The sequence below is a fragment of the Latilactobacillus graminis DSM 20719 genome (genome assembly GCF_001436415.1).
Taxonomy (GTDB): domain Bacteria; phylum Bacillota; class Bacilli; order Lactobacillales; family Lactobacillaceae; genus Latilactobacillus; species Latilactobacillus graminis.
In genome coordinates, this window is record NZ_AYZB01000001.1 from 65112 (window position 1) to 84734 (window position 19623).

At 42.1% G+C, this 19623-nt stretch carries 19 protein-coding genes; 3 read left to right on the forward strand and 16 right to left on the reverse strand.

What is annotated here, in order from left to right; translation table 11 throughout:
* Position 1 precedes the first annotated feature (1 nt).
* The 9 genes from rnmV to FC90_RS00335 form a co-directional block, all read right to left on the reverse strand.
* A complete protein-coding gene (gene rnmV / locus FC90_RS00295; RefSeq protein ID WP_057907307.1) occupies positions 2 to 571 on the reverse strand; it encodes a ribonuclease M5 in 570 nt (189 codons plus the stop codon).
* On the reverse strand, positions 568 to 1344 hold the full coding sequence (locus tag FC90_RS00300) for a TatD family hydrolase (RefSeq protein ID WP_057907308.1): 777 nt from the start codon (positions 1342 to 1344) through the stop codon (positions 568 to 570). The genes rnmV and FC90_RS00300 overlap by 4 nt, the downstream gene beginning before the upstream one ends.
* 169 nt (positions 1345 to 1513) lie before the next feature.
* The gene (gene metG, locus FC90_RS00305; protein ID WP_057907309.1) at positions 1514 to 3547 is read right to left on the reverse strand and encodes a methionine--tRNA ligase; all 2034 of its coding nucleotides are present in this window, start codon (positions 3545 to 3547) and stop codon (positions 1514 to 1516) included.
* Positions 3548 to 3677: 130 nt separating this feature from the next.
* Complete coding sequence (locus FC90_RS00310; RefSeq protein ID WP_057907310.1) at positions 3678 to 4523, reverse strand: DUF72 domain-containing protein; 846 nt, start codon at positions 4521 to 4523, stop codon at positions 3678 to 3680.
* Positions 4524 to 4534: 11 nt separating this feature from the next.
* Positions 4535 to 4858, reverse strand: a complete 324-nt coding sequence (locus FC90_RS00315) for a hypothetical protein (RefSeq protein WP_057907311.1) — start codon at positions 4856 to 4858, stop codon at positions 4535 to 4537.
* On the reverse strand, positions 4855 to 5367 hold the full coding sequence (locus tag FC90_RS00320) for an NUDIX domain-containing protein (protein WP_057907312.1): 513 nt from the start codon (positions 5365 to 5367) through the stop codon (positions 4855 to 4857). The genes FC90_RS00315 and FC90_RS00320 overlap by 4 nt, the downstream gene beginning before the upstream one ends.
* Before the next feature lie 217 nt (positions 5368 to 5584).
* Entirely contained in the window at positions 5585 to 5872 is a 288-nt protein-coding gene (locus FC90_RS00325) for a chorismate mutase (protein ID WP_057907313.1), read from the reverse strand.
* Between the two features lie 4 nt (positions 5873 to 5876).
* Positions 5877 to 6575: an NAD-dependent protein deacylase gene (locus FC90_RS00330; RefSeq protein ID WP_162258670.1), complete on the reverse strand. Its 699-nt coding sequence runs from the start codon at positions 6573 to 6575 to the stop codon at positions 5877 to 5879.
* Positions 6576 to 6702: 127 nt separating this feature from the next.
* Positions 6703 to 7668: a hypothetical protein gene (locus FC90_RS00335; protein ID WP_057907315.1), complete on the reverse strand. Its 966-nt coding sequence runs from the start codon at positions 7666 to 7668 to the stop codon at positions 6703 to 6705.
* A gap of 137 nt (positions 7669 to 7805) precedes the next feature.
* On the opposite strand from FC90_RS00335, the gene FC90_RS00340 reads away from it, so the two are divergent.
* Positions 7806 to 8345, forward strand: a complete 540-nt coding sequence (locus FC90_RS00340) for a dihydrofolate reductase family protein (protein WP_057907316.1) — start codon at positions 7806 to 7808, stop codon at positions 8343 to 8345.
* 224 nt (positions 8346 to 8569) lie between these two features.
* Here the strand turns inward: FC90_RS00340 and FC90_RS00345 are convergent, their stop codons facing one another.
* Complete coding sequence (locus FC90_RS00345; RefSeq protein WP_057907317.1) at positions 8570 to 9205, reverse strand: pentapeptide repeat-containing protein; 636 nt, start codon at positions 9203 to 9205, stop codon at positions 8570 to 8572.
* Between the two features lie 139 nt (positions 9206 to 9344).
* Between FC90_RS00345 and FC90_RS00350 the strand changes: the two genes are divergently transcribed.
* Entirely contained in the window at positions 9345 to 10262 is a 918-nt protein-coding gene (locus FC90_RS00350; RefSeq protein ID WP_057907318.1) for an aldo/keto reductase, read from the forward strand.
* Between the two features lie 144 nt (positions 10263 to 10406).
* Here FC90_RS00350 and FC90_RS00355 read toward each other — a convergent pair whose 3' ends face one another.
* Positions 10407 to 11759, reverse strand: a complete 1353-nt coding sequence (locus tag FC90_RS00355; protein WP_057907319.1) for an MATE family efflux transporter — start codon at positions 11757 to 11759, stop codon at positions 10407 to 10409.
* Between the two features lie 204 nt (positions 11760 to 11963).
* Entirely contained in the window at positions 11964 to 12980 is a 1017-nt protein-coding gene (gene trpS, locus FC90_RS00360; protein ID WP_057907320.1) for a tryptophan--tRNA ligase, read from the reverse strand.
* A gap of 359 nt (positions 12981 to 13339) precedes the next feature.
* On the opposite strand from trpS, the gene helD reads away from it, so the two are divergent.
* On the forward strand, positions 13340 to 15634 hold the full coding sequence (gene helD, locus FC90_RS00365; protein WP_057907321.1) for an RNA polymerase recycling motor HelD: 2295 nt from the start codon (positions 13340 to 13342) through the stop codon (positions 15632 to 15634).
* Between the two features lie 63 nt (positions 15635 to 15697).
* Here the strand turns inward: helD and tsaD are convergent, their stop codons facing one another.
* The 4 genes from tsaD to FC90_RS00385 form a co-directional block, all read right to left on the reverse strand.
* Positions 15698 to 16726, reverse strand: coding sequence for a tRNA (adenosine(37)-N6)-threonylcarbamoyltransferase complex transferase subunit TsaD (gene tsaD, locus FC90_RS00370; protein WP_057907322.1), 1029 nt, complete (start codon positions 16724 to 16726; stop codon positions 15698 to 15700).
* A gap of 10 nt (positions 16727 to 16736) precedes the next feature.
* Positions 16737 to 17228 (reverse strand): ribosomal protein S18-alanine N-acetyltransferase, encoded by a 492-nt coding sequence (gene rimI, locus FC90_RS00375; RefSeq protein ID WP_057907323.1) that lies wholly within the window; start codon positions 17226 to 17228, stop codon positions 16737 to 16739.
* 37 nt (positions 17229 to 17265) lie between these two features.
* Positions 17266 to 17991 carry a tRNA (adenosine(37)-N6)-threonylcarbamoyltransferase complex dimerization subunit type 1 TsaB gene (tsaB, locus tag FC90_RS00380; RefSeq protein ID WP_057907324.1) on the reverse strand — a complete coding sequence of 242 codons (726 nt, stop codon included), beginning with the start codon at positions 17989 to 17991 and terminating at the stop codon, positions 17266 to 17268.
* Between the two features lie 168 nt (positions 17992 to 18159).
* Positions 18160 to 19620, reverse strand: coding sequence for a glycoside hydrolase family 1 protein (locus FC90_RS00385; protein WP_057907325.1), 1461 nt, complete (start codon positions 19618 to 19620; stop codon positions 18160 to 18162).
* Positions 19621 to 19623 lie beyond the last annotated feature (3 nt).

Genomic DNA, 19623 nt, shown 5'->3' on the forward strand with positions numbered 1-19623 from the left:
CTTAATCTCCTAATTCTTGTTTAATTTGTAATAGTGCGGTACCAAATTCAGCTTGCGTCACTTGGAACATCTTGAGGCGCTTGTAAAGTTGTTTACTGTTGGTATAACCGATGTGTAAAATCTCGCCTAGTAATTCACGGCGCCGCTTCGAATCGGCACCGGCAATCAAGCCAGCCGTCAATAGATCAGATTGGCTGATTTGTTCGTCTGCTTCTTCATCTTGCGTCAATAGATGTTCAAGTGCTTGGATAATCGCGGCCGGCTTTGCGTGTTCAATGCCTAAACTACCGCCCGCTTTTTCAGGCCGCGCTTCTGTCCGTGGTAAAAAGGCGTGTTCGACGCCCGGCACATTTTGAGAGATAATTTTACGAATCTTCTCGCCATGAAAATCGGGATCGGTGAAGACAATTACACCGCGTTTTTCTTGGGCAAGCGCAATTTTTTCGATAATTTCTTCATTGATTGCTGAACCGCGTGTTTCGATGGTAGCAACATCTGGAAAAACTTCCCGTAACCGCTTCGTATCGTCGCGCCCTTCAACAACAATCACTTCTTGAATTGTTTTTTTCATAGTGCTCCTAACTTAAAAATCCGATGGGCATTCGCATATGTTGCTGCCGCAATTTCTTCTGGTGCCTCATCTTTAAGTTTAGCAATCGCTTCTACCACATACCGTGTGTAGCCTGGTTGATTCTGCTTCCCGCGATAAGGAGTCGGCGTTAGATAAGGGGCATCGGTTTCAACTAACATCACATCCAAGGGACATGCTTGGGCTGCTTGATGGACATCGTGCGCGTTCTTAAAACTGACCACACCACTAAATGAAATCTGCATGCCAAGATCCATAAAGCGTTTCATCCATTCAACATCGCCGTTAAAACTGTGGATAATCCCACCAAAATCGCGGACATCAGTTTCCTTTAGAATCTTATAAGTATCTTCTAACGCATCCCGCGTGTGCACTGAAATTGGCAAATGCAGGGATTTAGCAATCTCGATTTGCCGTGCAAAAACGGTTTGTTGCACCTCACGGGGTGAAGTATCCCAATGATAATCCAAACCGATCTCACCTAATGCCACCACTTCTGGCCGCTGTAATTGGTCAATCAGTAAGGTTTCTTCAGCCTTATGGTAATCCTTGGCTGATTCAGGATGCCAGCCGATAATCGCTGACAACGGCTCATATTGCGCCGCTAAACGTAACGCGCCCTCATTTAAAATTGGATCTGAACCAACAATTGCCATTTCAACAACGCCCAGTTCAGCCGCTTGCGCGATAAAATCTGCTTCATGCCCCGCATACGGGGTATCGTTCAAATGCGTATGTGAATCAAAAATTTGCATTTTAATCTCCTTTTAGGGTCCTCGTTTTGACAGCAAAACCGTTTCAAACACACGCTAAATGTATTGCTTAACGACATTTAGCAAATCAGGTTAATATTCAGAAAAGGACCAAAAGGCCTACAGAATGCACATGCCTTTTAGCCCTTTTGCCGTTTCTGTTATTTCTAAATTACCCGATTTGTGAGCCATTCACCAAGTTGTTTGGTACAACGGCCAATTCAACTTGGCCGTTGTGTTCTGCTGATAACAACATCCCTTGACTCAATTCACCACGCAACTTACGTGGTTTCAAATTCGTTACGGCTAAAACTTTCTTGCCGACTAAAGCTGCATAGTCTGGATAGAATTCAGCGATCCCGGAAACGATTTGACGATCACCTTCATCACCGGCATCTAACCGGAATTTCAATAGTTTATCGGCGCCTTCAACCTTGGCAACAGCCTTAATTTCAGCAACCCGAATTTCGGTTTGATCAAAATCTTCAAACTTGATGGCGTCCTTTTCACTGACTAACGTCGTTGCTTTTGGATCGAATTCAACTGCTTGTTGTTTGGCCTTCACTTTTTCGTTCACTAAGCCAGCTTTTTGCGCTTGGCCCATTTGATCCTTAATGTATGCTACTTCTTCATCCAAATCTAACCGTGGGAAGATTGGGGTTCCTTTAGCAACCACTTGAATGTTGGCTGGGAAAGTCCCGTAAACCAATTCGCGTTGCGCAGTTTGATCAAAATCAAGCCCTAATTGTGTAAATATTTCGCGTGGCGCATGCGTCATCACCGGTTGTAATAAGCGGGCGACAATCCGTAAACTCTCAGCCAAGTGAGCTAAGACACTATCGAGTTCAGCTTTGCGGCTGTCATCTTTTGCCAAGACCCATGGTTCTGTTTCATCGATATACTTATTCGCGCGGCTAATTAATTGCCAAACAGTGTCTAAGGCATCCGAAAACTTCAATTGATCCATTAAGTTCGTATAGTGTTCGATTGTTTCAGCGGCTGTCTTTTGTAGGTCCGCATCAAATGGTGTTACGTCAGCTTGATACGTTGGCACTGCCCCATTATCGTATTTATTAATCATCGCAACGGTCCGGTTCAATAAATTCCCTAAATCGTTGGCAAGATCATAGTTAATCCGGCTAACAAAGTCTTCCGGTGTAAATGTTCCATCATTGCCAAATGGAATCGCGCGCATTAAATAATAACGCAAGGCGTCTAAGCCATAACGTTCCACTAGCATTTCAGGATAGACCACGTTACCTTTTGATTTAGACATTTTACCATCTTTCATCAACAACCAACCATGACCAAAAATTTGTTTTGGTAATGGCAAGCCAAGCGCCATTAAGAAAATTGGCCAGTAAATCGTATGGAAGCGCACAATTTCTTTTCCAACCAAATGCACGTCAGCTGGCCAGTATTTGTTGAATAATTCGTCATTATCTGAACCATAGCCAAGCGCTGTAATATAGTTTGATAACGCATCTAACCACACGTAAACCACGTGTTTCGGATTACTTGAAACGTGAATCCCCCAGTCAAATGAGATCCGCGAAACCGATAAGTCTTCCAAACCTGGTTTGATGAAGTTGTTGATCATTTCATTACGCCGTGATGCCGGTTCGATAAAATCTGGGTGTTCTTCATAATAAGCCAATAAGCGATCAGCATATTTGCTCATCTTAAACTTATAGGTTTCTTCAGCGACCCGTTGGACTTCATGACCAGATGGGGCTTTCCCACCGATCACATTGCCAGCGTCATCTTTATAAACTTCGGCGAGCTGTGATTCAGTGAAGTATTCTTCATCAGAAACCGAATACCAACCCTCATATTTACCAAGATAGATATCGCCTTGCGCTAATAACTTGTCGAAGATTTTTTGAACCGCTTTGACATGGTATTCATCCGTCGTCCGAATAAATTTGTCATTTGAAATTTCCAGGGTTTGCCATAATGCTTTGATGTCTTTAGCCATGCCATCAACATATTCTTGTGGGGCTAAATGCTTTTCAGCTGCTTTTTGTTCGAGTTTCAAGCCGTGTTCGTCCGTCCCCGTCAAGAAAAAGACATCAAATCCCATCAAACGTTTATAACGCGCGATGACATCGGCGGCGATCGTTGTGTATGAGTTACCAATCGTTAATTTACCGGATGGATAATAGATTGGGGTCGTTACGTAAAATGTTGGTTTTGTCTCTGCCATGAGGTTCGCTCCTTAATTAAAAAAACGAGAATTGCAACAATTCTCGACTTGCTTAAATAATGCCATATAAGTAATCAAAGTATAGCACAAAAGAGCAGTCATTTAAACGACAACTCACACTAAGCCTGCATTAAAATAAATCAATCTGTTCGGGGGCTTTCGGGGCTAAATCCGGAAATTCTAGTCCAAGTAATTGTTGTAATTGCAAAGCATTATCCGCAGCATCCCCACCAGAATTATTGTTAAAAATAACGGCAACTTGTTCCGCTTGATTTTTAATCTGCCGCACAGCATCCGCAAAAAATTGTAATTCATCTTGATTATAACGATACAATGTTCGTTGCTGGCGCCATTGTGCACCTGGATTCTGCCATCCGGCCATATTGCGGCCATGCAAGCGCAACATCGCAAACGCCGAATTGGTGACAACCGGTTCAAACGGCACACTGTTCGTCGGTGTTTGCGCTTCGTCTGTGATAACGTGTGTCATGTTTAACTGGTTCAAAAAGGCATACATTTGTTGCTTAAAGGCGGCATCGTACCACGATTGATGCCGGAATTCGACAGCAATTGGCACATCCGGTAACCACGCGCGAATTTGTCGTAAATACTGACTATTTTCCTGATTAAGTTGGAAAAATGGCGGAAACTGAAATAAAACTGCCTGTAATTGACCAGCTCCAATCAACGGTTCAATCGATTGGCGGTAACGCACAAACAATTCTTTTTCAGTACTCGTGAACTCGGCATAGTCTGCTTGGCGGGTCATCGCTTGATGCGCTTTGACGATGAATTGAAAGCTGCTTGGTACTTGCGACAACCAATTCGTACTAACCGTTGGTGCTTGCAGTGCATAATAAAAACTATCAACTTCAACCACTGGTAAAAATTGTGCGTAATCATTCAATGTTAACTGCTTTTTAGTCGGTATCAGTGATTGATGTTCCGACCAAGTTGTTAAACCAATCGTTATCAAGTCTGACACCCCTAAAAGCGTTGAAATTTTTGAATGAATAAAGCTTCTTGCTCGGTTAAGTCTTTTAACGATGCGATCAATTGTTGTCCCATTCGTTTATAATTTAGCCGAATTTGCGATAAACTGAGGTCAATTGCTAACAATAAGAACATTAAACTAATTGCTCGGCCTTCGGTAAATGAAACCCCCAAAAATTCAACCTGATCCGTTGCTGCCAGAAATTTAAAAATAACGTATAACGAAAATACTTCTTCGATGACGCGCATAAAACGAACGCCTTGTAATTTCTTTTTTAAAACCATCAAGACCATCAACGTCTGATCTTTTGTCATCATAGTGTTTCCTCTCCTTCTCTTGGCTTAGTAATTGGGCTTGCTTCGAAGAAAATCATCTGATCTTCATGAAAATCCGTGTGATACTGATTGAGCTGACCGCTTAAAACGGTTGGTAGAATGGCCCGTAAGTCGGCCACTATCCCTTGATTATCAGTATCTTGTACCCACTCTGGTTCAAATAATTGTAATACCCCTTCGCGCATCCCCACCGGATAAAGTGGTAGTTGCACCGTTGGTAAAATATCGACCAGAAAAATATCAATCGGCGCAATCGGTGCACCATCAATATGCCAATCAATCCAGCCTACATTTTGAAGGGTGTATTGGTTGGTCTGTAGTCCGGTTTCTTCAAACAACTCCCGCTGCATGCCACTGACTGGCGTCTCATCGGGTTCTGTTTTACCCCCAATACCATTCCAAAGCCCAGCAAATGGCGGCTTAATCCGATTCAATAATAGTAATGTCCCGCGATAGCGAATTACCGCTAAATTATAGCGTCGTTTAGTCACAGTTCAAGCGCCTCACATCTCATAAATTAGTTTCATTTTAGCATATTAAAGAAAAGCGTGCTGAGTTGAACGGGTTGGCTTTGAGGATTAACAAAAAATGAAGATTATGGCGTTTCTCAACCATGATTTCCATTTTTAGATTAAGCGAAAGTTGTTACATGCCAAAGCACGTTTCCATCAAAAAAGAGCGGCCCGTCTCCGATTCGCTCTTCCCATATTATTTTTCTTCTGCTTCTTTCATCGCCTTCATCAATCTTGCTTGATATTGTTTCGAAATTAAAATCAGCATTTGGTACAAATCTTTTACGTATGCTTCCAATGCTGGATCCTCAACTGCGGCCAGACGCGCATCCAGCACCGCTTTTTCGCGTTGGATATCGGTCAAGCCGATTCCTTGTTCATGCTTAATCGTCGCAATTTGCTTAATGGCTTGCATCCGTGCTTCGAATAAAGCCGCTAATTGGGCATCAATTACATCAATTTTTTGGTAGTGTTCCATTAACATGTGCTCACTCCTTAGTTGCTAGTGCAGCAAAAATGGTTGCCGCATCCGCTTGAATCATGGTGACTGGCATTTCAAACTGCAATATTTCTTGGTTAATCGCCACTAATTGAGCATCTGGGCAACGATCTTCAATTAAACTTGCAAAGGGGTACACACGAAATGATGTCCCAACCACCACAATTAAATCCGCCGCTTCAATCGCTTGAATGGCCTGTTCAATCACCGTCGGATCAATCGGTTCTTCATATAAGACAATGTCTGGCCGTAAAATACCGCCGCAGTTTTGATGATGCATATCGGTTAAATACGCTTGATAGGGCACAGATTGACCACACTTCTGGCAGGTAACACGGTATAAACTACCATGAAATTCAATCACATCTCGCGCGCCTGCTTTTGTGTGCAACCCATCAACATTCTGGGTGATAATCTGCCCCTTTTGATTCGCAATTGTCGCCATCACTTGGTGAATGACATTGGGCTTCGCGTTTGGAAAATACATCTGCTGCGTAACAAATTCATAAAAACTGGCTGGATGGGTGACCAAATTCGTGTGACTTAATAAATATTCTGGATTGGCTTGCTGATGATACAACCCCGTTTTCGATCGATAATCTGGAATGCCAGAAGCCGTTGATACCCCCGCACCCGTCAAGAAAACAACATGCTGGGCCACTTGCAACATTGATTTAAAAGTCATCACCATCACTCCTTTTTAACATGCTTTTTGAAACTGATTCCTGCGCTTAACTACATTTGGCAAATCAGCGATTGCATCGCTAATTCACTTCCCTGTGCTAATGCTCAAAAGATGCCCAACTTGAACGCACTCATTTTCTTAATGAATAAGGCATCCCAATTTCATCTAGGAAGGCTTGCACTGATAAATCATACAATCGTTTGAAATATTCCGGTGTTGCCTTGTCTTCTGGAATCCCTAAGACAAAAGCATTTTGTTGATCACTCTTACCAATTCCAACATACGCTTTTTGGTTCGTTGCCGTCGCAAATAAATTTTCGGAATGTAAAATATCATAGACTTGGCGCACTTCTAAGCGTAGTTGACGTTCACTTAAAACCGGCGTCAACGTCAAGAGTTGCTGAAGGTTTGTTTCAGCAAAACCAAGGGTTGATAACACACGGTCAAACGCAATCCACAAGTTAATCACAGCCCGCCGTAACGTGAATGGTGAATCAATTGTTTTGCGTGCCAACACTCGATAGAGGATTTCGGCTTGGGCAAACGCAATTGGATAATCAGCCGTCCATTGTTTCAACAGCTGTTGATTGCCACCATCAAAGAAGATGAGGGCATCTAACAGGGTTAATACGCGGAAAATGACCCATTTATTTTCGGGATCGTCTTTTTCCAAGGTTAAGTTATCGCGAAGTCCTTCAAGGTAGGCTTGTTTCGCTTCAGTGGTCACAAAGCCGTGTGCTGCTTGTTCTTTTTGAATTACCATGTGCACAGCGGCATTGTACAACGTTGTGCCGGTCGCAACCAATTGTTCATCAAGTTGTGCATCCTGGGTGGTGACATCGGTCATGATTTGTGGAAAACCGATTGATAATAATAGTAAGTGTAATAATTCGTGTGATAGCGCATAATCGGCCGCTGTCGCATCGGTAATTAAGATTGCCAAGCTGCCATCGTTATTTAAAACGCGTTGTGCCTGATCATGTTTTAACATCCCAGACGCTGCGTCTGCGACCCGGATCTTAATGGGTTGTGGATAATTCTTTTGAACTTGGTCAATTAAACTTTGGATTTCTGGGGAAAATTCAGTAGTTGTCATTTTTGGTCTCCTTTGAGTAAACAGCTTTGCTTTTCATGATAAGCCAAATCTAGTCAAATTACCAACGGTTTAGAATGTATGAAAGCGGTTAAAACTGTTATAATAAAGGTAATCTTAATTTAAAGGACGTGTTGACTATGACCGAACCAAATTCGCGAAAAGTAATTTTATACCTTGCTCAGAGTCTGGATGGCTTCATCGCTGAAAAAGATGGTAGTACAGCTTGGTTAGCTGCACTCGATTCATCTGAATCAGACGCTGCAATTCAAGCTTTCCAACGCACTGTCGATACCGTCGTGATGGGGCGTAAGACATATGAACAAAGTCTTAAATTAGCCGGCACCTATCCTTACCAAGATAAAAACGGCTATGTCTTCTCAAAAACGTTACATGATACAGAAGATCGAACACATGTCGTTGCTGGGAATATTCCTGAGTTCATGCGTCAATTAAAAAAAGAAGCGGGCGGCAATATCTGGCTCGTGGGCGGTGCAGAAATCTTCACCGAATTGCTTAAAGCACAATTGGTCGATGAACTCATCATCACCATTGCGCCAGTTCTCTTGGGGGACGGCATTTCACTGGTCAGCACGCACTTAACCGATATGCCATTGGAACTTGTCAATAGCCGTCAAATCGGTCATTTTATTGAATTAACATACAAGATTAACTATTAAAACCAAACGAAAAGGCAGCCACAATATTTTGTCGCTGCCTTTTCAGATTAAAGTACGAGGTAATGACCAATGAAAGCCAACCTTAAAATCCCACTTATTTTATTCATCGCTTTATGTATCAGCGACCTCTGCCAGCTGTTGCACCAAGATTTCTTCGCCGTGCTTGTGATGCTCATCGCAACGATCAGTTGTCTGATAATTGCCTTTTAAAAAAAACCGGCAAGCTAGCGGACGTTAATTCGCAACGCGCTCATAATCACGAGCGTCTGTTCTGTGCTGATGGTCGCCCCGCGTAATAATTCGAGCGTGAAGGTCGCTTTTTCGAATTGATTCTGACTGATGTCCAGATTCTTCAAATTCGTGCCAGTCATGTCCATGCCGTTCAATTGATTGCCAACCATCGTCAGCCACTGCCAATCAACTTGCCCGAGTGAGACTTCTTGCATATGACAATCTTTAAAGTCCACATGCCGCATCCGCGCAAAATTAAAGCCCGTGTAGTCTGCTTGGCAAGTAGCGAATGTGACATCATTCAGACCAGCCTCAGCAAAATCAGTCCCAATTAACTGGCATCCATTAAACGCGACCCGTTGAAAAGCATCGTTGGTCAGTGAACAGTTTAATAATGCACAATGCTCAAACTGGACATCTTGAAAATCACAGTTGGTAAAATCGACTTGTTCAAACTGACAATTTTTAAATAAACAACCTTTAAAAAACAACATTTCTAGTACAGTTTGTTTCAACGTCAATTCTTCGAAAAGCAAGCCATCATAAGTCTCATCTGGTTCAAAATCGGTAAGCTGTGCCGTCTCAAGTTGTGGATTTAATCGTGGTGCCTGTACTTTTTTATCTGTCATCTTTATTGTCTCCTGTCTGTTATTAACAGTATACAGAATAATGCAATCGACAACGACTTGAAAATTAAGAAAGCCTTTTCTTTTCATTAATGATACTTTATGGTAGGTTAACGGCATCAAATAAAGGGAGTGATTGATAGTGCAAAAAATCAATATTGGCGGTAGCGGCTTAATGGCTTCTCCCATCGTCTGGGGCGTCATGCGCATCCCACAATTGAACGATCAAGAAGCCTTGACAATGTTAAAAACAGCATATGAAGACGGCATTAATTTTTTTGATAATGCTGATATTTATGGCGATGGTGCCTCTGAAATTAAATTTGGTAAGGCGCTTAAAGCCAGTCATATCGACCGTGATCAAGTACTCGTTCAAACCAAAGTCGGAATTGGTAAAAATATGTACGACTTTTCAAAAGCCCATATTATCGAAGGGGTTGAAGCCAGTCTGAGTCGCTTACAACTCGATCACGTTGATACCTTATTACTACATCGGCCAGATCCGCTCATGGAACCTGATGCAATTGCTGAAGCTTTCTTACAATTACAAAATAGTGGCAAAGTACGTCAATTCGGCGTTAGTAACTTCAATCCCATGCAAGTTGACCTACTACAACAAGCGGTGCCACAAGCCTTAATTGCCAACCAACTTCAATTTGGTCTCATGCACACTGGTATGCTTGATGCTGGTATGCACACCAATATGAACGACACCCGTAGTATTCAACATGATGGTGGTCTATTAGAGTATTCGCGTCTGTCTAACATGACCATTCAAGCATGGAGCCCCTATCAGTATGGCTTTTTTGCGGGTGTTTTTATTGATAATCCAAAATTTCCAGAGCTAAATGCTACCTTAAAAAAGGTCGCACAAGCACACGATACCAACGTCAACGCAATTGCCAGTGCCTGGTTATTAAGAATCCCTGCTAGTATCCAAGTCGTGGTTGGTACAATGAATCCTGCCCGTCTAACAGAAATCTGCGCTGCCGCTAGAATTACCCTAACTAGAAAAGAATGGTATGATCTGTACTTAGCGGCCGGCAACGATTTACCATAGCGTACTGTGCCAGTTGATGGTCGCAAATGAAACTTAGTGCCCCAAAATAACGCCGCCCCATTTCAATCGTGGGACGGCGTTTTTCGTTTATAGATTTCTAATTAAAATTCTCCAGTCACATCATGTTGCACAGTGCTGAGTGAATCACTGTTCCTGATTTTTACCAGCCTCACGCTGCTTCAATTGATGCATTGTCTTAAAGTAGGAGCTTAGTAACACCAAACATGATCCAATCCAAGCTAGTGGATTTGCTAAACTCGCGCCCATGAAGCCAAGTTGTTGTACAAGAAAGATCCCTGCAAAAATTCGCATGAATAACTCGGCAACTCCCGCGATAGTTGGCACAAAGCTCTGACCCAAACCTTGTAAAGTGTACCGAATGGCGAATAAGATTGCTAAAATAAAATAACAACTACTATTAAAGCGGAAGTAGATTTGCGCCAACTCCGTCACGCGCGGTTGATTATTTCCAATAAAGAGATTGACCAATGGCCGCCCAAAGGCAATGATTAGCGCCCCCATCACTAAGCTGAAGAGAATTGAAACCATTAATGTCTGTCGTACACCTTTTCTAATCCGACCATATTCGCGCGCACCATAATTTTGCGCCGAATAAGTTGCCAATGTAATCCCAAACGAATTCCCAACCTGGGTTGCTAATTGATCAATCTTTCCAGCAGCTGTATAAGCAGCGACTGCGCTTGCACCTAAAGTGTTTAACATAATTTGTAAAACGATTGAACCAATCGCAATAATGGATGATTGAAATCCCATTGGCAAACCGACTTTAAGATGATCAATGACCTCTTGACGGGTCACACGAAAATCTTTCGGTCGTAAAACAAGCACTGGGATGCGGCGATAAATATATATCAAACATAAACTAGCTGCAATAATTTGCGCCGAGACCGTTGCAAAACCAGCTCCTTCAACGCCCATGTGGAAACCTAGAATAAAAATAAAATCTAAAACAATATTAACAATCACCCCAATGACCAAGAAAAACAGAGGCGTCCGACTATCTCCCAATGCGCGAATAATGTTGGATAGCAAATTAAACCCCATCGAGGCAAAAATTCCACCAAAGATAATTGTGATAAACCGTTGGGCATCTACAATGATGCTCGCTGGCGTCTTCATCACTACCAAAATATGGCGGGCAAATAACAGACTAATAATCGTTAAAATAATCGTGATCACTAAACTAATCAAAATACTCGTCGCAAAACTACGCCTAACGCCACGATAATCTTGTGCCCCATATCGCTGTGCCGTTAGAATTGACAATCCCGCGGTTGTCCCAGTACAAAACCCAATAATTAACATGTTTAACCCACCGGTTGAACCGACCGCTGCTAAGGCATTAACGCCGATTGTCCGCCCAACAATTAAAGTATCAATAACACTATAAAGCTGCTGAAAAATATTACCAATCAATAACGGACCAGTAAATAAGATAATTAATTTTAACGGATTTCCCTTGGTTAGATCATGCATATCAATTCTCCTTTATCCATGTGCCAATAACAACCCAAATTATACACCAAAACAGCGGTTACATCTGACTTGAATTGAGTTTCTCACATACAACCTTAAATCACCATAAAAAAGCTTCTTAATATAGCGTTAAAAATAAATACGGAAACCAATTAAACATGCCTATTCAAGGCTATTTCAATTGGTTTCCGTATTTAATTCGATTTATTTAAAGTAATTAATGCCCATTGCATCGCGCACTTCTTTCAGCGTTTGTTCTGCAACTGCATTTGCCTTTTGGCTACCTTCTGCTAACATTTTGTAAACTACTTCCGGCTGCTTTTCAAATTCTGCTCGCCGTTGACGAATTGGTGCAAACTTAGCTTGTAAGACTTCGTTTAAGTAGCGTTTAATTTTCATATCGCCCAAACCACCAGCTTGATATTGCGCTTTTAATTCAGCCACTTTTTCGTGATCATCATCAAACGCGTCTAAATAGGTGAAAACCGTATTGCCCTCAATATGTCCGGGGTCTGTCACTTTAATATGCAATGGATCAGTGTACATTGACATCACTTTCTTTTCAAGCGTTTCAGCGTCGTCTGATAAATAAATTGCATTCCCCAATGACTTACTCATCTTAGCGTTACCGTCTAATCCAGGTAGCCGTCCTTCACCTTTTGGTGGGAAAACACCTTCTGGTTCAACCAAAATATCTTGACCGTAAACATGGTTGAAGGTCCGCACAATTTCGCGCGTTTGTTCCAACATTGGTTCTTGATCATCGCCGACCGGGACTGTTGTCGCTTTAAATGCCGTGATATCAGCAGCTTGACTAACTGGATAGATTAAAAAGCCGGCTGGAATACTTTGGACGAAGTTCTTTTGCTGAATCTCAGCTTTAACGGTTGGGTTACGTTGTAATCGTGAAACCGTGACAAGATTTAAATAATGCATCGTCAATTCACTCAATGCAGGAATTTGCGACTGTACGAAAACCGTTGATTTAGCTGGATCAATGCCAACTGATAAATAGTCCAAAGCTACCTGGAAAAGACTATTTCGAATTTTCTCAGGGTCACGGGCATTGTCCGTTAAAGCTTGTTGATCGGCAATCATAATGAATGTTTCATAATCACCTGAATTTTGCATTGCCACCCGGTTACGCAATGAACCGATGTAATGCCCAATGTGTAATTTACCGGTTGGTCGATCACCCGTTAAGATAATTTTTTTACGCATAATAATACCCTCCAATTTGATTTATCAACTAAAAAAGCGTCCCAATTGTGATTAAACAATTAGGACGCTTCTACGTGGTACCACCTAAATTGCACGTATATAACCCGTGCCACTCATGCGATAAGGGGGCTACCCGAACTGGCTATTCACCAATTCCCGATTGAAGGCCCAATTCACAACTGGCTCTTGACGACTTCTCAGTCCCGCCGCTTCCTGTCCAAGAAAATGCAAGTTGCTACTTATCCTTCACTTTGTCTGTTGAATTACTGTCATACTAACGGATTTTAAAATGAATGTCAATCGGTCGCTTTTTTAAACGAAGACGCTTATAATATAACAACTAACAATTGGAGGTTGCCATGTTACACAAAGAAACGCAACGACAAGAACAAGCCCGTGTCGACCGGACTATTGGCCAAATCGACCAACGCCTCACCGTGATCAACCAACAACTGGCCAACGCCTATGATGAAACGAAAGATATTGAACAACGCTATGGTGATAATACCAAAGTCAATATTACTGAAATTGATGACCGGATGGAAACCAATGCCGCAGTTCAACAACAAAAACAATTAGTCGCAGTGGCAGTCGAAAATGAAAAATTATTGACTAACCAACAGGCTCGCCTAAGTGATTTAATCAACTCGCCCTATTTTGGCCGGATTGACATCACCGAAGATGGTGAAACCGAATCACTTTACATCGGGACCGCGACGTTTATCGACGATCAGGATAACTTCTTAATCTACGACTGGCGGGCCCCAGTTTCGAGTATCTACTATAATGGCACCCTTGGTCCCGTCACTTATGAGACTCCAAATGGCCCTGTCAAAGTCGAACTCAAGCTCAAACGACAATTCAAGATTCAAAACGGCCAAATTGAACATGTCTTTGACACCAACGAAACCGTCGGTGATGAACTCTTACAAGCCGTTCTTGGTGAGCAGAGTGATGAATATATGCAAAATATTGTCGCCACCATCCAAAAAAAACAAAACGACATCATTCGTGACACGACCGCCGACTTACTCATTGTCCAAGGTGTCGCCGGTAGCGGTAAGACCTCAGCTGTCTTACAACGAATTGCTTTTTTACTCTATCATAGTCGTCGTCAACTCGAAGCCGACCAGATGGTTCTCTTTTCACCCAACCGCCTGTTCAGCCACTATATCTCAGAAGTACTACCTAGCCTGGGAGAAAAAAATATGCGGCAAATAACACTAGCAGAATTCTTAAGTCATCGTTTCACAGGATTACAAGTCGAAAATCTCTTCGATCGATTCGAAAAAGACCAAGCAAATTTCCCAGAGTTGACACAAGTAATGCGGCGGTATAAAGAAAGTGTAGGCTTCATGCAGGCCATCGAAGCCTATGTCAAGCAAGCTACCACGCAACCGATTGCTTTCAACGATTTATATTTCGAAGAACGCCCATTTTTTACTAAAAAACAGATTAATCAAATCTATCTTGGCTTACCTGCAAACATGTTGCCCGGCGATAAATTCCGTGCAACTAAGAATACATTAATTAAACGCTTAAAGCGCCAAATCAATCTCGAAGTACACCTTGACTGGGTTGCCGAAAAAATCGACACACTATCCGATGATACCTATCGAACAATTGTTGGCGAGCGTGAATTCGATTCTGGTGATGACGAACAAGCTTTCATCGCCCGTAAAATCGTCCAACATTATTTCGCACCGCTTTATGAAGCAATTTACAATGACTATTTCTTTGACGAAGCAACCGAATATCAGCATTTCTTAGCTACAGCTTGTCCTGCTGATATTCCAGTTAACGTTTGGAAAGCAATGATTCGCCAAGTCGCCGATAATAATGAGCACCACTTTGTTAGCCTCAGTGATGCAGCCCCTATCTTATACCTTCGTGACTTATTAACTGATGGTGGTCAAAATTATGGTATTCAGTATTTGTTCATTGATGAGATGCAAGATTACAGTATCGCCCAATTCATCTATATCCACCACGCTTTCCCAAACGCAAAATTAACGGTACTCGGCGATTATGCCCAAGATGTCTTCACGGCGACTTATCAAACTGGTCATTTTATCGATCAATTGACCACTGCGTTCCCCGATTCGAAAATTAATCAAATTAGTTTAACTAAAAGTTATCGTGCTACCGCCCCTATTACTAACTTCGCCAAAGCCCTCTTACCAAAGGAAACTAAGCTCGAGGCTTTCAACCGTGATGGTCGCTTGCCACGTGTCATTGAGACACCACGCAACCAAGCGTTAGCTACGTTAACACAAGAGATCTTACACCTTCAGGCCAAACATGCAACGGTTGCCATTCTTACCAAGAATCAACAGATTGCCCATCAACTATACGTCAGCTTAACACCGGACGAACATGTCTCACTGATTAGTGAAACAACGCGTAACTTACCTAAAGGTATTTTAATCCTTCCCTTGTACCTAGCAAAAGGATTGGAATTCGACGCCGTTATCGGCTATGATATTTCGCGTACTACGTTTGGTAATCAGACGGACACAGACCTACTTTATACACTCATAACACGGGCAATGCATGATTTAACGCTGATTGGCATTACGGCTTTGAGCCCCTTGATTACAGCCCTTCCAGCAACTCTCTATACATCGTCCCAAAGTGTTAAACAATCCATTTAAGCGCAACGAAAAAGACCTGTCAACGAGAGATATCTCATTGACAGGTCTTTTTAAGTTCTTAGATTACGCTCTATATGGAAAATCTAGTCCTGGAACAGCATTTAAGGTTAAATTCGCAAACGTTTCCTTTTTTAATTCAATGTGAGCAGCAGCGCCAATCATCGCCCCATTGTCACCACATAATCGTAGTGGTGGCACGATTAAATCTAAATCGAGCCCGGAAGCCTTAATCGCTTCCGCTAGTTCTTCACGTAGGCCTTGATTGGCAGCTACTCCACCAGCCACAACAAGCTGATGGACATCCAGCTGTCGTGCTGCCCGCATTGTCTTTTCCGTTAACACTTCGACCACGCTAGCTTGGAAACTCGCAGCCAGGTTCTCACGATTCAGTGTTTCACCAATTTGATCAGCATGGTGCACCGTGTTGATAAAAGCACTTTTCAAACCGCTGAAACTAAAGTCGAGATTCTCTTCTTTAAGCATCGCTCGTGGAAAATCGAACGTATCTTGGCCCAAATGCGCCAGCCGGTCGATTTCTTTTCCCGCTGGATAAGGCACACCTAGGACCCGACCAATTTTATCGTAAGCTTCTCCCGCGGCGTCATCCCGCGTATCGCCAATAATTTCGAATTCACCAGCGGCCGCCATTAATACTAACTCTGTGTGACCCCCTGAAACAAGCAATGCCAACAACGGATACTCTAGCGGTTTAACAAACCGTGCTGCATAGATATGCCCCGCCATGTGATTGATTGGAATCAATGGTAAATGATGCGCATATGCGATTGCTTTGGCCGCTGTCACGCCAATTAATAAAGCGCCAACCAATCCTGGCCCATAAGTCACTGCAACTGCCGTTAAATCAGTATAGGTGACTCCCGCTTCTTCTAGCGCTGCTTGGGTACAAAATGTAATTTGTTCAACGTGATGACGGCTAGCCACTTCCGGTACCACCCCACCAAAACGCTGGTGACTTTTAATTTGAGTAGCAATGATGTTGCTTAAAATACGATGGCCATCTTCAATGACCGCCACACTTGTTTCATCACAGCTCGATTCAAATGCTAAAATTAATTCTCTTTTTTTGGACATAGCTTTACTCCTATTGATTCAATACTCGACGCATACTGAACGCATCTTCTTTTTCTTGAATGTAATAATTCGGGCGCGTTCGTACAATCGTAAAGCCCAATTTTCGATATACTGCTTGAGCTGTTGTGTTGCTCGCACGAACTTCTAATGTAATTTTTTGACTGGGATAATCATGGGCGATATTAACCATCTCGTGCACTAAAAAATGCCCAATGCCCCGTTTTTGATAACTGGGATGCACTGCAATATTCGTAATATGGGCTTCATTAGCTGTAAACCAAGCACCAACAAACGCTACAACTTCAGTCCCCTGACACAAGACGAGATACAATGATGTCTTTTGCTTACTTAACTCATTGGTAAAAGCCCACCGATTCCAAGGGGTCTGGCCGGCATAAACTGCTCGTTCAATATCCAAAAGCGCTGTAATATCATTTTGACTAGCACGTGCTAAATAAAACGTTGTCCCATCAATCATCACTCGCCGAGTGGCATAAGGCATTTCTTTTTTTATCCAAATCTGAGGCTTGAGATATTCTCTAAACTTGTTCCACATATGACTCGGTGCCTCGCTCATCATGCGTTTTTGCCCAATTAACTTCAGCTTCGGTTTTTCTTAGATAAACCGGTCCAAAGCGATGGATATCCGCCACTGGTTCAGCAAGCAACCCTAATTTTCCCAAGACACTTGCATGCGGTAAATTATGGTTAGCTCCGACAAAATGGGCATTACTGCCCAGAGCAGCTTGTAGCTCTTCTTTAAAATGAGCGACATCATTCCCGACGAAGTAAACCGGCTCCGCTAATAGTTGTAACCGTGCCAATAATGTTTCTATTGAAACATGTTGATCAGCAACGACTGTTTGTAAGCTGCCACTTTGCCATTGATAAACACCCGTAAAAACATTCGCACGACGAGCATCAAATAATGGCACAATGAGTGCCGTCGTATCCACTATATTCGCAGCTAATAATGCTAAACTTGAAATTCCGACTAACGGCTTATTCAGTGTCCATGCAAAAGATTTCGCAGTTGTCACCGCAATTCGTAAGCCTGTATAAGAACCGGGACCTTCAGCAACAACAAACCGGTCAATCGTTTCAATTGCCGTCTGCGTTTGTTTTAACAGTTGATCAACCATTGGTAGTAAAGTTTGACTATGTGTTTGGCGAATATTAACAGTCATTTCACCTAAAATTTGCTGATCGTCAAGGAGCGCCACACTCACTGCTTGATTCGAGGTATCCATTGCCAATAACTTCATGATTTCATCCTTCTTCTGCTTATAATCTTTGTTATTCTAGCATAAATCAGAAATTAAATCGACTGCGCTATTTAGCTTCAAGCTGACATTCCGATTCCTCTAAAAAATAAAAAAACAAGGTCTGCAATTCGTTTGAATAGACAGTCCCTTGCCTTTAATAAATGGATATCACATTTCACGACCATTGGTATCGATCACATGTTGATACCAATCAAAGCTATCCTTTTTGTAACGTTTTAGTGAACCATGACCATCGTCATCTTGATCAACATAAATAAAGCCATATCGCTTACTCATTTCTGATGTTGAGGCACTGATTAAATCAATGCAGCCCCACATTGTATAGCCCATCAAATCGACACCGTCTTTTACAGCTTCTTTCATCTGCGTAATATGCTCACGAAGATAATTGATTCGATATTCATCATGCACTGATCCATCAGCTTCTAATTGATCTGCAGCACCTAGACCATTTTCAACAATAAACAATGGCACATGGTAACGATTCCACATTTCGTTTAAAGATATCCGTAATCCAACCGGATCAACTTGCCATCCCCATTCGCTTGTTTCTAAATAAGGATTTTTCTCACCATTTAACATATTACCAACCGATTTATCACCCGCATTATTTGCCGAAGTAACTGTTGACATATAATAACTAAAGCTAATAAAATCGACCGTTCCCATTTTAATGATTTTTTCATCATCGGGCTCCATGACAAGCTTAACCTGATGTTCGCTTAAATAGCGATTCATAAATTCAGGATATTCTCCACGAACTTGGACATCTGTAAAAAATAAATTTAAATTATCATTTTCTTGTGCCGCACGTACGTCAACAGGATTTGGTGTCAATGGATAAGTTTGCATTCTTGCAAGCATACTACCAATCTTAAATTCTGGATTAATTGTATGCCCTTGGGTAACTGCTAAAGCACTTGCGATAAACTGATGATGCAATGCCTGGTACCGAAGCTGTAGTTTTTCATCTTCGGACAATGCACTATCAACTGCTCCTGTTCCCATAAAACCGAAAGTTCCCGCGTTAATTTCATTAAAAGTTAACCAATACTTGACTTTATTCCGATAGCGCTTAAAAACAACTTCCGTATAGCGCGTAAAACTAGTGATTGTCTTGCGACTTACCCATCCATTTTGTTTTACTGTTAAAGCTAATGGCATCTCATAATGCGAAAGGGTTACAACTGGCTCAATATTATATTTAGCCAGTTCATCAAAAACCCGATCATAAAACGCCAAACCAGCTTCATTTGGTTCTAATTCGTCTCCATTTGGAAAAATACGCGCCCAAGCAATTGACATTCGATAAGCTTTAAACCCCATTTCAGCAAATAAGCGAATATCTTCGCGATAATTATGATAAAAATCTACACCTCGACGCTTTGGATATAACGTATCTGTTGAATCAGCTATCGCATCTTTAATAGACTCTTTAGTAACTTCGTTAAAGGTTAATTCAGTTCTGTTTTCTGCTTTACGAACCACTTCAGCAGTTGTTAAGCCTTTCTCGTCGATATTCCATCCACCTTCAACTTGGTTGGCTGCAGTTGCACCGCCCCATAGAAAGCCTTCTTTAAATTCTCTGGGGAAATTTGTCTGATACATATT